This window comes from Nostoc sp. (genome assembly GCF_036917315.1).
In the GTDB taxonomy this organism is placed as follows: Bacteria; Cyanobacteriota; Cyanobacteriia; order Cyanobacteriales; family Nostocaceae; genus Nostoc.
The window spans coordinates 49,154-63,247 of sequence record NZ_JBALDR010000067.1 but is presented as its reverse complement, the minus strand read 5'-3'; the positions used below and the strand labels follow the sequence as shown (position 1 = coordinate 63,247).

13 protein-coding genes and 1 pseudogene are annotated in these 14,094 nt (G+C 40.8%); 10 read left to right on the top strand and 4 right to left on the bottom strand.

Annotated elements, in window-relative coordinates; all coding sequences use genetic code 11:
- The first annotated feature begins 37 nt into the window (after positions 1-37).
- The 5 genes from ndhC (at position 38) to V7K84_RS31835 (ending at position 4,513) form a co-directional block, all read left to right on the top strand.
- Entirely contained in the window at positions 38-400 is a 363-nt protein-coding gene (gene ndhC / locus V7K84_RS31855) for a photosynthetic/respiratory NAD(P)H-quinone oxidoreductase subunit C (protein WP_094333328.1), read from the top strand.
- Complete coding sequence (ndhK, locus tag V7K84_RS31850) at positions 391-1,128, top strand: photosynthetic/respiratory NAD(P)H-quinone oxidoreductase subunit K (protein WP_181930966.1); 738 nt, start codon at positions 391-393, stop codon at positions 1,126-1,128. The genes ndhC and ndhK overlap by 10 nt, the downstream gene beginning before the upstream one ends.
- Entirely contained in the window at positions 1,121-1,651 is a 531-nt protein-coding gene (locus V7K84_RS31845) for an NAD(P)H-quinone oxidoreductase subunit J (RefSeq protein WP_094348036.1), read from the top strand. Before ndhK ends, V7K84_RS31845 begins: the two co-directional genes overlap by 8 nt.
- A 440-nt stretch (positions 1,652-2,091) precedes the next feature.
- A complete protein-coding gene (locus V7K84_RS31840) occupies positions 2,092-2,451 on the top strand; it encodes a Pepco domain-containing protein (protein ID WP_334844205.1) in 360 nt (119 codons plus the stop codon).
- 1 nt (position 2,452) lies between these two features.
- Positions 2,453-4,513 carry an SUMF1/EgtB/PvdO family nonheme iron enzyme gene (locus V7K84_RS31835; RefSeq protein ID WP_334844203.1) on the top strand — a complete coding sequence of 687 codons (2,061 nt, stop codon included), beginning with the start codon at positions 2,453-2,455 and terminating at the stop codon, positions 4,511-4,513.
- A gap of 14 nt (positions 4,514-4,527) precedes the next feature.
- Here the strand turns inward: V7K84_RS31835 and V7K84_RS31830 are convergent, their stop codons facing one another.
- Complete coding sequence (locus V7K84_RS31830) at positions 4,528-4,653, bottom strand: hypothetical protein (RefSeq protein WP_334844200.1); 126 nt, start codon at positions 4,651-4,653, stop codon at positions 4,528-4,530.
- Positions 4,654-5,076: 423 nt separating this feature from the next.
- Positions 5,077-5,445, bottom strand: a complete 369-nt coding sequence (locus V7K84_RS31825; protein ID WP_334844199.1) for a hypothetical protein — start codon at positions 5,443-5,445, stop codon at positions 5,077-5,079.
- Between the two features lie 177 nt (positions 5,446-5,622).
- Here V7K84_RS31825 and V7K84_RS31820 point away from each other — a divergent pair, with 177 nt between their 5' ends.
- The 5 genes and pseudogenes from V7K84_RS31820 to V7K84_RS31800 all read left to right on the top strand — a co-directional run bounded on the left by V7K84_RS31820 (position 5,623) and on the right by V7K84_RS31800 (position 10,320).
- Positions 5,623-5,877 (top strand): hypothetical protein, encoded by a 255-nt coding sequence (locus V7K84_RS31820; RefSeq protein ID WP_334844197.1) that lies wholly within the window; start codon positions 5,623-5,625, stop codon positions 5,875-5,877.
- A gap of 500 nt (positions 5,878-6,377) precedes the next feature.
- A complete protein-coding gene (locus V7K84_RS31815) occupies positions 6,378-7,670 on the top strand; it encodes an ATP-binding protein (RefSeq protein ID WP_334844195.1) in 1,293 nt (430 codons plus the stop codon).
- The gene (locus V7K84_RS31810; protein ID WP_334844193.1) at positions 7,660-9,489 is read left to right on the top strand and encodes a tetratricopeptide repeat protein; all 1,830 of its coding nucleotides are present in this window, start codon (positions 7,660-7,662) and stop codon (positions 9,487-9,489) included. Before V7K84_RS31815 ends, V7K84_RS31810 begins: the two co-directional genes overlap by 11 nt.
- 91 nt (positions 9,490-9,580) lie before the next feature.
- Positions 9,581-9,997 (top strand): annotated as a pseudogene (locus tag V7K84_RS31805) (XisH family protein).
- Positions 9,985-10,320 carry a XisI protein gene (locus V7K84_RS31800; protein WP_334844191.1) on the top strand — a complete coding sequence of 112 codons (336 nt, stop codon included), beginning with the start codon at positions 9,985-9,987 and terminating at the stop codon, positions 10,318-10,320. The pseudogene V7K84_RS31805 and the gene V7K84_RS31800 overlap by 13 nt, the downstream one beginning before the upstream one ends.
- A 417-nt stretch (positions 10,321-10,737) precedes the next feature.
- On the opposite strand, the gene V7K84_RS31795 is transcribed toward V7K84_RS31800, so the two are convergent.
- Together V7K84_RS31795 and V7K84_RS31790 are read right to left on the bottom strand one after the other, a co-directional pair.
- Positions 10,738-11,814 (bottom strand): PstS family phosphate ABC transporter substrate-binding protein, encoded by a 1,077-nt coding sequence (locus tag V7K84_RS31795; RefSeq protein WP_334844189.1) that lies wholly within the window; start codon positions 11,812-11,814, stop codon positions 10,738-10,740.
- 256 nt (positions 11,815-12,070) lie between these two features.
- Positions 12,071-13,228, bottom strand: a complete 1,158-nt coding sequence (locus V7K84_RS31790) for a serine/threonine-protein kinase (protein WP_334844188.1) — start codon at positions 13,226-13,228, stop codon at positions 12,071-12,073.
- Positions 13,229-14,094: the final 866 nt, after the last annotated feature.

Here is a 14,094-nt window from a genome sequence, read left to right as displayed (position 1 = left end):
ACTACTTAAAATACTCCATAAGCGGTAGATACTCATTGTGTTTGTCCTCAGCGGTTACGAGTACCTTCTAGGTTTCTTCATCATCTGTAGCCTAGTACCTGCCTTAGCGCTCTCAGCTTCCAAGCTCCTACGACCCAGTGGTTACAGCCCAGAACGTCGCACCACCTATGAATCTGGCATGGAACCCATCGGGGGAGCCTGGATTCAGTTCAACATCCGCTACTACATGTTTGCTCTGGTCTTCGTCGTCTTTGATGTGGAGACTGTATTCTTGTATCCTTGGGCGGTAGCTTTCCACCGTTTGGGGCTATTGGCTTTTATTGAAGCGCTAGTCTTTATTGCAATTCTTGTAGTCGCTTTAGTTTACGCATGGCGTAAAGGAGCTTTGGAATGGTCTTGAATTCTAACTTAACAACCCAGGGTAAAGAACGAATCATCAACCCCATTGAGCGTACCAATGTCACTCAAGACCTTTCAGAAAACGTCATTTTGACGACGGTTGATGACCTCTACGACTGGGCGCGGCTTTCTAGTCTGTGGCCGTTGCTGTTTGGTACTGCTTGCTGCTTTATTGAGTTTGCAGCTTTAATTGGTTCCCGATTTGACTTTGACCGTTTTGGACTAATTCCCCGTTCTAGCCCCCGCCAAGCCGATTTAATTATTACGGCAGGGACTATTACGATGAAGATGGCTCCCCAACTGGTGCGTCTTTACGAACAAATGCCAGAGCCAAAGTATGTAATTGCGATGGGAGCTTGCACAATTACTGGCGGGATGTTCAGCGTTGATTCCCCCACAGCAGTGCGCGGAGTCGATAAATTGATTCCTGTGGATGTGTATTTGCCTGGTTGTCCTCCCCGTCCAGAAGCAATTATCGACGCAATCATTAAGCTGCGGAAGAAAATCTCCAATGAATCGATGCAAGAGCGGGATAAAATTAAGCAAACCCACCGCTATTACAGCACGACTCATAACCTGAAGCCAGTAGAAGAAATCTTAACTGGTAAGTATTTGCAGTCAGACACTCGCTATGCACCACCGAAGGAATTGGCGGAAGCGATTGGTATGCCAATACCACCTGCACTGCTGACAGAAAAGGCGCAAAAGGAGGAACAAACCCGTGGCTGAAGAAGAATCTAAACCAGTACCAGCAGCGAAAGAAGAGTCATTGGTACAAGCGGGTAAAGTTTCCCAGTGGTTAACGGAAAACGGCTTTGACCATGAGTTTTTAGCACCAGACAAAAATGGTGTAGAGATAATTAAGGTGGCGGCAGATTTTTTGCTTCCCACCGCTACAGCCCTTTATGCTTATGGGTTTAATTATCTCCAGTGTCAAGGTGGTATTGACCTTGGCCCAGGACAAGAATTGGTGAGCATGTATCACTTGATTAAAGTCGGTGATAATAGCGATCGCCCCGAAGAAGTTCGAGTTAAGGTGTTCTTACCACGGGAAAATCCTGTAGTGCCTTCTGTGTACTGGATTTGGAAGACGGCAGATTGGCAAGAGCGCGAGTCTTACGATATGTACGGCATTATCTACGAAGGACACCCAAATCTGAAGCGGATTTTGATGCCGGAAGATTGGGTAGGTTGGCCTTTGCGGAAGGATTACATCTCGCCTGATTTCTACGAGTTGCAAGACGCTTATTAGAGATTGCTGAAGAGAGACGCGATGAATCGCGTCTGTACAAGATAGTGCTGAGTTTCGGCAGTGATTAACCCCTTTCCGGTAGCGGAGAGGGGTTATGTTTTTGGTGTTTCATGTCAAGTTGGTTGATAAAACTTGCTGTAATTCATTGACTGTATTTACAGTTTTAATTGTTTGTTGAATTGCTTTTAATTTCTGCAAATCTGTAATTTGAGAGATTATAGATATTCAGATTTTTGATTGGATTACTTAGAGAAAGCGTAGGCAAAGCCCGTCGTAGATATCGCACCCAATCTGAGATAATTTGAGACTATGCGATCGCTAAAATGCTCAGTGAGATTTCGTAGTAATCGGAATCGCTATCTCTAGTGTTGTATCTATAATTTGTGGGAAGATTTAATGTAAATATTTAAAGTACACCCCAAGACGATCGCATTTGGATTGTGACGGATGATACCCCTCAAATATCGATTCCTGACGGTGCTAAAGGCGGGAGTTCTAATACACGCAGTTGGGGAGACGAAACTAACAGGGAAAACACTGGTAGCAAAGGGGTAGGAGATGCCGTTAAGGTTAGCGCTCAAACATTAGAGCAAAATATGACTCACTTTCTGAAACTCGTGGGAAGTTTGTTTAGTCAAGCTGAACAGCAAGCAAAAGTCAACTCCAAGATGCAGCTAGATGAAATTGAGCTATCGGTAGAAATTAGTGCAGATGGGGAAGTTAAATTAATTGGCAGTGGTGTCAAAGCTGGGAGTAAAGGAGCAATTAAGCTGAAGTTCAAGCGCCAAGAACTAGGGTGAGATGGCAAAAAATTGGGCGATCGCGATCGGTATTAACCAGTATGATTATCTGCAACCGCTAAACTATGCCAAGCGGGATGCACAGTTAATGCAAGAGTTTCTAAGCAATGAAGCCGGATTTGAGCGGATATTCTTCTTCTCCGATGACTCTCCTCATGTTGACGGAAAATCGACTCGCCCAACTCGCACTAACTTGTTGCGAGTCTTGCGGCAGTTATTTGACAATCCCTTTATGGGAGCAGGGGATAATTTCTGGTTTTTCTTCAGTGGTCATGGGATAAGATACGCTGATCGCGATTATCTCATGCCCTGTGATGGCGATCCAGAGGATATTGAAAACACGGCAATTGCGATTAACTTTGTAAGTGAACGTCTGCGTCGCTGCGGTGCTGATAATGTTGTCTTGATTCTGGATGCTTGTCGCAATGAAGGCAAAAAAACAGGTGAAGGAATTGGGCGACAGACCGCAGAAGAAGCACGTAAACAAGGAGTTATCAGCTTTTTTTCTTGTATTCCCCAAGAGTATTCTTATGAAATTGAGGCTTTACAACAAGGTGCTTTTACCACTGCATTATTAGAAGGCTTAGGAATTCAAGGTCGATGCGCTACTGTTGAACGATTGGAGCAATATCTCAAATTTCGTGTGCCTGAACTGGTTCGCCAGCATAAGAATACAAGGCAAACGCCTTATGTGATTGCTGAACCTGTTAATAAATCCCACCTAATACTTGTGCCAAGATATGCAACTCTAGCGGATATCGCTACGTTGAAAAATGATGCTTATCGCGCTCAGAGTAAGAGAGACTTTGATTTAGCAAAACAACTTTGGATTAGGGTACTAGCTGCTGCATTAGATCAAGATATGGAACCTATAGAAGCCTTGGAAGAAATTGCTCGGTTGCGAAATAGTTCTGCAATTCCTGATTTACCTCAGCAAACAATTCCACAACAATCTAAGTCAGCCACAAATACAACTATAAGTAAACCTCCTCAGATTCAAACCCCCAAGGCAACTTCACCATCCCCGATTAATAATACTCAGGCTTCTGGTGCGGGACAATTTACAAAATCTACAATTTCAACACCTTCAACACCTGCTTCGCCATCAAAAATCATATTACCTAACTGGTCACGACGACGTGTAATTCAAACTGCTGGGGCAGTTGCTGGGTTGGGTTTGACAATTGCAATACCACGTTTTTGGCCATCTGATTCAGGAGAAACTAGTACCCCCCCCACCAATAAAGCAATTAGCCTAAAAAGCTTTCAATTTGAAATTGTCAGGGTCGATGCACGGGGAAATATTACCAACCGTAGCAATAGTGAGGCAAAACACTTTGTTGAAGATTTAGAGAATGGTGTCACCCTGGAAATGGTGCAGATACCAAGGGGAACTTTTATGATGGGTTCATCTGAAGGAGAAGCACAGAGGGATCAAGATGAAAGTCCACAGCATCAGGTAAAAGTACCTGGGTTCTTCATGGGTAAATATAAAATCACCCAGGCACAGTATCAAGCAATTATGGGTAATAATCCTTCTAAGTTCAAAGGTGAGAAACGACCTGTAGAACAGGTGAGTTGGGATGATGCAGTAGAATTTTGTAAAAAATTGAGCCAAAGGATAGGAAAAACCTACAGGCTACCCAGTGAAGCCGAATGGGAATATGCTTGTCGTGCCAGAACAACTACACCGTTTTATTTTGGTGAAACGATTACCACAGATTTAGTTAACTACAACGGTGACTTTCCTTACGGCTCTGCACCAAAGGGCGAAGATCGTGAACAAACAATAGATGTAGGAAAATTTCCGCCTAACTCTTTCGGTTTATACGATATGCATGGTAATGTATGGGAATGGTGTGAAGATGTGTATAACGGTAATTACATAGATGCAACAACAAATGGTAGACCGTTGTTGATTGGTAGCGATAATGACACAAGGCTGCTGCGTGGCGGTAGTTGGATCGCCGATGCCTGGGATTGCCGTTCTGCCAGTCGCTTTAGGTTCGTGCGCGCGTATCGCGACCTCTTTGCTGGTTTTCGCGTGGTGGCTGTGGCGTGAGGATTCCTTGCTCTTTATCCTCTTCCCCTTTTGCCCTCTACACTTCTTTCTCTTTTCCCTTCTTCTTCTCTCACTGCCAACAGGCGAGTCAAAAATTTTTTTTCAAAAAGCGGTGTCTTGATATCAAAAATATCATACACTACATTTAATCAAATTTCTCACTTAGTTTGAGAGTTTGAGGATGGGGCAGGTCGATTTTAGCTGCTGCGTGGCGGTAGTTGGATCAACAATGCCAAGAATTGCCATTCTGCAAATCGCAATAGGAACGCGCGCGAATTGTAACAACAATGTTGGTTTTCGCGTGGTGGCTGTGGCTGTGGCGTGAGTACTCCCCAAAGTCAGGGTTGATAAGTGGGAATTTATCGAGCGTACACCAGGGAGTCCAGACCTGAACCAGCGAGGAAGGCGACAACCTCCGAATATAAAACCGAGTCGGATAGCTTGGTAGGTTGCAAAACTGAACAGTTGTTCGACTCAATTAATTTTGTAACAATCCTAAATGAGTTGTGAAAATCGAGAGACTCAGAACCCAGACTTCTTTGAGAAGTCGGGGTTCTTATTGTTCACGACTGATTTAGGACTGTTTGTTTTACTAATGGACGTGGTTTTTTGCGGTCTGACCTGCGTGTTCCCCCAGCCATCCCATACTCATCACTATTTTTGCCATAGCAAGATGCAACATTCAACAGCATTTGCTCAGAATAAGTATTCAACTCACGCTCTGCTTCTATTAATGCATTGTGTGTCTTATCTACTATTGTTTGTGCTTGATTATAAGCGGCTAGCTTTTCTCGTAACTCAATTACTTTAGTGTTGTAAGTAGCAATTGAAAACCCATTACTAAAGTCTAACTGAGCGTTAATTGTCTGCATTCCTTCAATCCGTCGTTCAGCTTTCGTCAGTGACATGGAGTTTCGTTTGCGTTGCGTCATATAGTTTTCCTGTTTGGATTAATTTATAAATAACCCTGACTTTGTACACTGAGTTATTTATATATCATCAACATACGCAATAGACAGATGCACTAGCCACAGTGAAGTTACAGAATTATAAAAGCATTGGATGACATTAGCCAACTAGATAGATGCGGGTATATTTGCTGAAATTCGTTGAGAAAAGCTGGTTTTGATGTCGCAAAAGCTGGTTTTGAAGTCACAAAAGCTGGTTTTGAAGTCGCAAAAGCTGGTTTTGAAGTCGCAAAAGCTGGTTTTAAAGTCGCAAAAGCTGGTTTTAAAGTCGCAAAAGCTGGTTTTGATGTCGCAAAAGCTAGTTTTGATGTCGCAAAAGCTGGTTTTGATGTCGCAAAAGCTGGTTTTGATGTCGCAAAAGCTGGTTTTGATGTCGCGGAGCTTTATCTCATGTAGAGACGCGATAAATCGCGTTTAAAAGACTGACACGTTAGAGAGACGCGATAAATCGTCGTCTCTACAATGAATGTAATCGCCAATTATTCTTTGACAGACTACTAACTAATAGTAACAACAGCTACCATTGCATCGGCTAGAGAGGGATGAGAAGAAGCACACTAAAAATTTATTTTTATAACTGAAAATTTTATTTTATTTATGTGTTAAGTAGCTTTCAGGATGTTATCTGTATAATCTATCATTCAATTTAAATTATCGAATGTATAATCTATCATTCAGCCTTATTGGTTATTTACCTCTGTTACTTATTGATAGGTTGAAATTTGGGAATTAGGGTATCTCTTTTTAAGACAGAACATACCACTCACCTAGTAGTTATTTATTAACGGAATTTCAGAAGTTATGTAGGCATCCCCTATCCTAGACATGACCTAAACTTGTGCTTCAAAAATCATGAGCCATTATATGAATAGTTAGCACGTTAACAGCACTATCCAATGTCTCAAGACTTATTAAACTCCTTTCAAGAAGCATACAGCAATCTCGAACTGTTTCCGTTGATGGAACGGAACGAAATGGAAAGATTTCGAGTCGAATATGGTGATGATTTGATTGCAGACCTAAACCAATTAGTAGAAGATAGTCCTAATGGAGATGGCAAAATTGTCTTTACAGGACATCGGGGATGTGGTAAGTCTACTTTGTTGGCTGAATTTAGCCGACAAATTCAAGATAAATATTTTGTAGTTCTGTTTTCTATTGCTGACAAAATTGAAATGTCGGCTGTTAATCATATTAATATACTGTTTGCGATCGCAGTTAATTTAATGACAGAGGCAGAAGCACGCAAAGTTGATATTCCTCAATCTACGAAAGAAGCTCTTTATAAGTGGTTCGCTACCCGTACTCGCACTGAAGAATCCAATTTGCAAGCAGAAGTTAGTATAGGTTTTGACCTTTTAAAGTTGATTAGCTCTAAATTAAAAGCTGATGCTAGCGTTCGGGATGAAATTAAGCAAGAATTTGAACGCAAGTTATCAGATTTAGTTGCCAGAATTAACGAAATCGCTGCTCTAATTCAAGCTGCAACTAAACAAAACGTTTTAGTAATTATTGATGATTTAGATAAACTTGACTTAGGCAGAGTGAACGAAATTTATCGAGATAACATTAAAGCTCTTTGCCAACCTAACTTTCAAATTATTTACACTATCCCGATCGCAGTCCTTCGGGAAACATTTATCAGCACAATAATTGCCACTGAAACTAACGATCAAGTTGTGGCAATGCCTGTCTTAAAAATATTTGACAAAGGTAAAAATCGCTTCCCAAATGCCCACCCTCGCCCGGAAGCAACAAAGATTCTCGGTGAAGTTTTACAAAAGCGGATTCCCAGTGAATTAATCGCGGCAGAAACTGCTGAAAAAATTGTAATTTACAGTGGTGGCGTATTGCGAGAATTAATTCGGATTTCTAAGGAATGTTGCCGTATATGTTTGCGAACTATCCGGCGAAACCCTTCAGCCGAAGTTATTATTGATGATAAAATTCTTCTGCAAGCAATCAATAAAATACGCAATGATTTTTCCATACGCTTAGGAAAAACTGATATCGATATTTTGCAGAGTGTGTATGAACAATTTATGCCCAATGACCCCAAACAAGCAGAGTTTTTAGATTTGTTACATGGGCTATATGTTCTAGAATATCGCACTGATGAAACTTGGTATGATGTTCATCCAATTATTATCGAAAGCTTAAAAAGACAGGGAGCCATTAATGTTAAATGAGGAATTATTAGATGATGAAGGAAAAAATCAAGATGCGTATGATGATTTAATTGTTTCTATTGAAGCTCAAAAGCGGGGATTAAATTTACTAATTGCGGTTTGCGATGATGCTAGCTTTCGCGATGAAATTATTGCTCAATATGAAGCTGAACTACAACCCGCCTTCGGTGCATATCGAGTAACTTTAGCACGTCAAGAACCAAGCCTGAAAGCTGCTCTTAATCAACTGGTACAACAAGAAGAATATCTCCGTCAGCAAAACCCGGCGGTAATCACTGTGACGGGTGCTGAACAATTGTATTTTCTCAGGTTGGGAAATGAGCAATCGGAACAGGAGAAATTTTTTGGTTACTTACAGTGGACAAGGGAAGGATTGCGCGAATTTCCATTTGCGATCGTGCTTTGGGTAACTAATCAAATTTTAGTCAACCTAATTAAAAAAGCTCCTGATTTTTGGAGTTGGCGCAATGGTGTATTTCGGTTTGAATCTCAAAAGACAAATGCTATTCCTGGTAAAGAATTAGAAAATATCCGCTTTGTTTTTCGAGATACAGAATTAGCTAGTACAGATACTAATGAAACTAATCGCTTTTCCTTACCCATTCAAGATTTACAAAGGTTAATCGAGAAAGTAGAACAAGAACGGGGAACTAAAGACCCCACCTTGGCTACTTTATACTCAAGATTGGGCGATATTTACCACAGCAGATTAGATCGGGGTGAATCTCAAAATTATCAAGAAGAACAGGAATTAGCAATTAAATATTGGCGTCAAGCGAGTGAGTTACAAAATGAATTGGGTTTGCAGATAGACTTAGCTAATAGCCTCAACAATTTAGCAGGAATATATCGTGCAACGGGAAACTACAGCGAAGCCGAACCTTTATATAAACAAGCTTTAGAACTGAGAAAACGCCTGTTAGGAGAAAATCATCCTGCTTTTGCTACTAGCCTGAATAATTTGGCAGGACTTTACAAATCTACTGGACAATATAGTAAAGCAGAACTCCTATATCAACAAGCTTTAGAACTGAGGAAAGGATTGTTAGGAGAACACCATGCTGATGTTGCTGCCAGTCTGAACAATTTGGCATTACTATATGATGAACAAGGACGTTATGACGAAGCAGAACCTCTGTATTTGCAATCATTAGAACTCGAAAAACGTCTGCTGGGTGAAAATCATCTTTCTTTTGCTCTTATACTGAATAACTTAGCGCTACTTTATTATCATCAAGGACGTTACAGTGAAGCTGAACCTTTGTCGCAACAAGCAATAGAATTAGATAAGCGATTTTTGGGAGAAGAAAATCCTGATGTTGCCACAGATTTGCACAATTTAGGTTTAATATACCGCGCTCAAGGACGTTACAGTGAAGCGGAATCTTTGTTTTTGGAATCATTAGAACTCAAGCAGCGTGTATTACAAAAAGCGCATCCGCTATTAGCAGATACGATCTATGCTCTTGGTTATATGTACAGAGAGCAGGGACGTTACAATGAAGCGGAACCCTTATGTATAAAAGCCTTAGAACTTGATAAGCACCTATTGGGAGAAAATCATCCCAATGTTGCCGAAAGTCTGAATAATCTGGCAGAAATTTATCGTGCAACGGGGCGTTACGGTGAAGCCGAAGCGCTGTATTTGCAAGCTTTAGATATTTGTGAACGAGTTTGGGGTGTAAATCATCATCGTAGTATTACTGTTCGTCAAAATTTAGAGAAACTTGCCACAGCAATGCAGAATAATGGAGAGTGCGATGTCTTGTCTACGACACGCTGCGCGAACGACAACCCCTTTGGGGAACGCACTGCATAGAGCAAAAATCTAATTTTGGGTTCAGCTAAACGCTAAAATATCATAAAAATCGAATATTTTCATTTTGAGACTCTAATCTAGAGATAGCAAAATGGCTAAAGATGTTTTCCATCAACAGGTAAAAAAAGCATTAATCAAAGATGGGTGGATAATTACTCACGACCCTTTTACAATTCGTGTTAGTGAGGCGATTAAACTACAAATAGACTTAGCCGCTGAAAATGCCATTGCCGCAGAACGGAATACAGAGAAAATAGCTGTTTAAATTAAGAGTTTTATTGCAGATTCAGATATCAGTGAATTTCATACTGCACTCGGACAATATCTCAATTACTGCCAAGCTATTGAAGAGAAAGAAGCAGACAGAGTGCTTTATTTAGCTGTTCCTATCGAAACATATCAAGACTTTTTCCAACTTTCTTTTGTCCAACGCACCCTTCATCGTTACCAAATTAAGTTGATAATTTACGACCCAAAACGTGAGGAAATTCGGCTATGGATAAAATAGAACGCTATCGACAATTTATCAAACAAATTCTCAGCGAACATCAACAAATCGCGTCTAACACCGATACTGTCAAATCACAATTAATTTTAGACAACGAAAACAACCATTATCAACTAGCTTACGTTGGCTGGCAAGAAGATAAGCGGGTGTTTGGCCCGGTCATGCATTTTGATATTCAAGATGGGAAAATATGGATTCAGTATAACGGTACAGAAGAGTCTGTTGCTGAACGATTGGTTAAATTAGGTGTACCCCCTTCTGATATTGTTATTGGGTTCCATTCTCCTTTTAAGCGCCAGTTTACTTCTTATGCTGTCGAATGAAGAGTGCTGAGTGCTGATACCAATTCTGTATGAAGATGCGCTTATGGTGCAAGAAATAAAGAACGAACCGCCATCGCGCAGCGTCTCGTTAGAGAAGAGCGCCAAGTACGCCAATAAATAAGAAATTAAGAGATTTGGCGCAGCTTCACAAAGAAACGGTATGAGTTGAAAAACCGCACACAAGGGCCGGGCTTCTAACAAGTAAATAATTATTGAGTAATTCTTAATTCACTCAAAACTCAGTATTCAATACTCAGCATTAAGTAGGGATAACTTCAACTCAAGTGATGAATAAATGAATATTGAACAAGCAGTGAATAAATAGAAAAGCGATCGCTTCGCTTCCCCTAGATCCCCGACTTCTTAAATAAGTCAGGGTATCTGTGGGAAAGGAAGCCTGATTGTCCTTCAAATCTACTAGGGAACGCCAACAAAACCAGCTTGCTCAATTGCTCTTTGCCCTTGGTCAGTTAATAAAAGGTTGGCATAAGCATTTCCAATCTGCTGTTCCCTACCTTTATTCTGCTTAATAATCACAAACAAATTAGCAATCATCGGATAGCTGCCATTTTTGATTGCCTGAGTATTTAGCTGGTTGCGCTGACGCGGACATTGCTCAGGCGCAACCATCGGTTCCCGATAAGCGGGAATTAGCTGACCAGAAGTGTTACCCAATGGCAAAGCCTTCACACTACATTGAAAGACTACCGAGCGGGCAGAAGCGTAATACACGCCACCAGGGGTTTTACTGAGTTGGCGCACTGCCTCTGTAGCAGAGTAGACATATTGCACATTAGAGCCAAATGCTTGCCCTTTTAACTCGCTATTGCTAGGGAATATTACTGTATCTGCGTCCTCTGGGCGTTGCGAAAAAGCTGTGATGGGTAGATTTGGCCCGCCGACTTGATTCCAGTTTGTAATTTTCCCCAAATAAATCTGCTGTAATTGATCGACAGTTAAACCAGGCACATTGAGTGATGGGTTGACTACCACTGCTATCCCATCCATACCCACTTGACGTTGCTCAAGGGTGAAGCCTCGCTCTTTTGCCGTAGCTTTTTCTTCATCTGTGAGGGGACGGGAAGATTGAGCAAAGTCTAGTTTCCCATCAAGCAACATCCGAATGCCGGAGCTAGAACCAGGACTAGCATTAACAGGGTTTACATAGCGTAATTGTAGTTCCGGGCGATCGCTCTGGATCTGAGAATCTACCAATTGCCGAATAGATGCCCAAGCCGTACTACCTCCGTAGTTGAATGAGGCAGGGGGAACATCAGCAACTGTCTGAAAAGTTGATGCATTATTAGACGAGACGCGATTGAAATTTTGATTGGAGGAATTAACGCTGTTGCGGGACAATAAATTTGGCTTCAATAACCACCAAAGTAATCCGCCAATAACCATAAGTGTGAGAACTTTACCAATAATCAAACCTCTGAGAAAGAGGGAGATTTCGCTGTTAATTAAAGCTCTTCTCTGATTTGTATTGTCCATATTTTTAAATTTTCTTTAGTTGTATTTATCTTACAGGAATATCTAAGTATTTATCCTACAGTAATCTTGAAATATTTAAATTTACAGTAAATTTGTAATAGCTAGTTAATAGCCAGTCTGATGATTGCTGCTAGATGATTAACTTTTCTAATTTAGTGAGATTAAATTTGCTATTTAGTTGTTTTTGTAATGGTGCAATTTCTTTGACACATTCTTCTGTTAGGTGCTGATTTAGCTAGTAGACTACTTGTATTAGTTAATAACGGGAACTCAACCTTTCTATAAAACTCTTTAGTGGAGTAGGTTGATTTGGAAGCGATGTCCCCGTATTAATAAATGTGTAGATTAAAACTATTACTATTAAACTAGTGGTTGCACCTAGACCAATGCCCAGCAGCAAAATAAAGTTTCTATAAGTTAGCAAGTAGGTATCATCAGCCTTGTGGTTGATGTCAGCAGATTGTGAAGACTGTGACAACGCTACATCAGAATTAAGTGCTTGAAAAGCTTCTGTGGCAGACTGATAACGCTGGTTGTAGCGATCGCGAACCATTGTATCTAAAATATTTGCCAGAGCATCACTTACCTCTGCCTTGTCGCGCCAGATAACTTCTCCAGTACTGGAATCTTCTGGTAATTGCTCAGGCATTAAACCTGTTAAAGCTTGAATGCCAATCATCCCGACTGCATAAATATCGCTGCAAAGTTTTGGCTTTCCCTTACCCTGTTCGCTTGGCATATAGCCAGGAGTCCCAACCGCAATTGTTAAGCCTGCTCCCAAAGCACCAATTCTCTTAATACTCCCGAAATCAATTAGCACAATCTTTTGATCGGAGTACCGCCGCATTAAGTTTTGAGGCTTAATATCTCGGTGAATAATATCGTGTTGATGAACGAAAGCCAGTACTTCTAGGATGTCTTTTAATAAATTTAAGACTGTATTCTCGTTAAGACGCTGACCTGGGAGAATTTCTTGAGTCAACGCATGACCGTCAATAAATTCCTGGACTAAATAGAAATCCCCATCTTCATCAAAATGGGCAAACAGTCTCGGAATTTGATCGTGGTCGTTGCCTAGCTGGTATAAAACTTCCGCTTCTCGATCGAATAGCTTTTTAGCGATGGGTAGAACAGCAGGGTTGGAATCTTTCGGGTGGAAATGTTTAACGACACAATGAGGTTGTCCTGGTAAATCCAAGTCAATAGCCAAGTAAGTATCACCAGAACCGCCACTTCCTAAGTGTTTGACAATCTCAAAGCGATTCCGAAGTGTTTTTCTGTTGAGAGAGTATCTATGTCTGTTACGTATAGCACCCCCTACTAAGTAAGTATTACCAGATTCTCCGCTTCCCATCACTTTGACAGTTTCAAAGCGACTTCGGAGTGTTTTTCTGACTAGAGGGTTTTGGCTCATGTGGCGTATACTACTTCTTAATTTACTGACCATTCAGAGCTTGAGTGAGGTTATGGATAACTGCTTGCTGCTAGATTTACTGATATTTGCGGCAGTTAGCCATCGCGCGACCTATGCTTTAGATACGTTTGTTGCTTAGTTGCTTGATTGCTTTGTTTAATACCCTTATAAGTATCTTAATACAAAATTAATTTATGAAATACTTCTGTAATATTATCACTTAAGTAAATTTAACACTAGTCCACAGGATTTAAACTGTGGGCAGAGAATAATTGATATTGTATGAGTCAGTATGGTTATTTGTTTTAACTGTTAAGTCTGATTACTGACAAAACCTTGAAGAGTGAAATTTAAAGGCAGAAATACCCTTATAGTGTTCGCCACAGTTTTGTTACCATATTTGAGTCATCGCCAACTGCGATCGCGTTGTCAGATCAATGTGAGTTTGACGAAAAAACTAAAAAATATCGGGTAAGTTTTTGAGTTAAATATCGAGTGATGGTTTTTGAGATAATACCAATTTAATGTGAAGTTGCACATATCTTCATCCCCCTAAATCCCCCCGATATTTTGGGGGGAAACAAGAAATTTAGTTCCCTCACGCCACATGCTTTAAGTCGGGCGTTGCCCGCCCAACGCAGTGGCTCCCCAATATATCGGGGAGGGTTAGGGTAGGGTAAAACCTTGGTTAATCAGCTATTTCAAACTTGTGTGTACACCGTAGCTTATTAAGGGGGGCTAGGGGGGATCGAATTCTATGCAGCTTTATAAAAAATTGGTATAAATTAGGTGTAACTTTCCAATCACTCACACATTTTACGATCTCGATCTACTCATAATTCTGGCAAACCTGTAATGCGTATTCG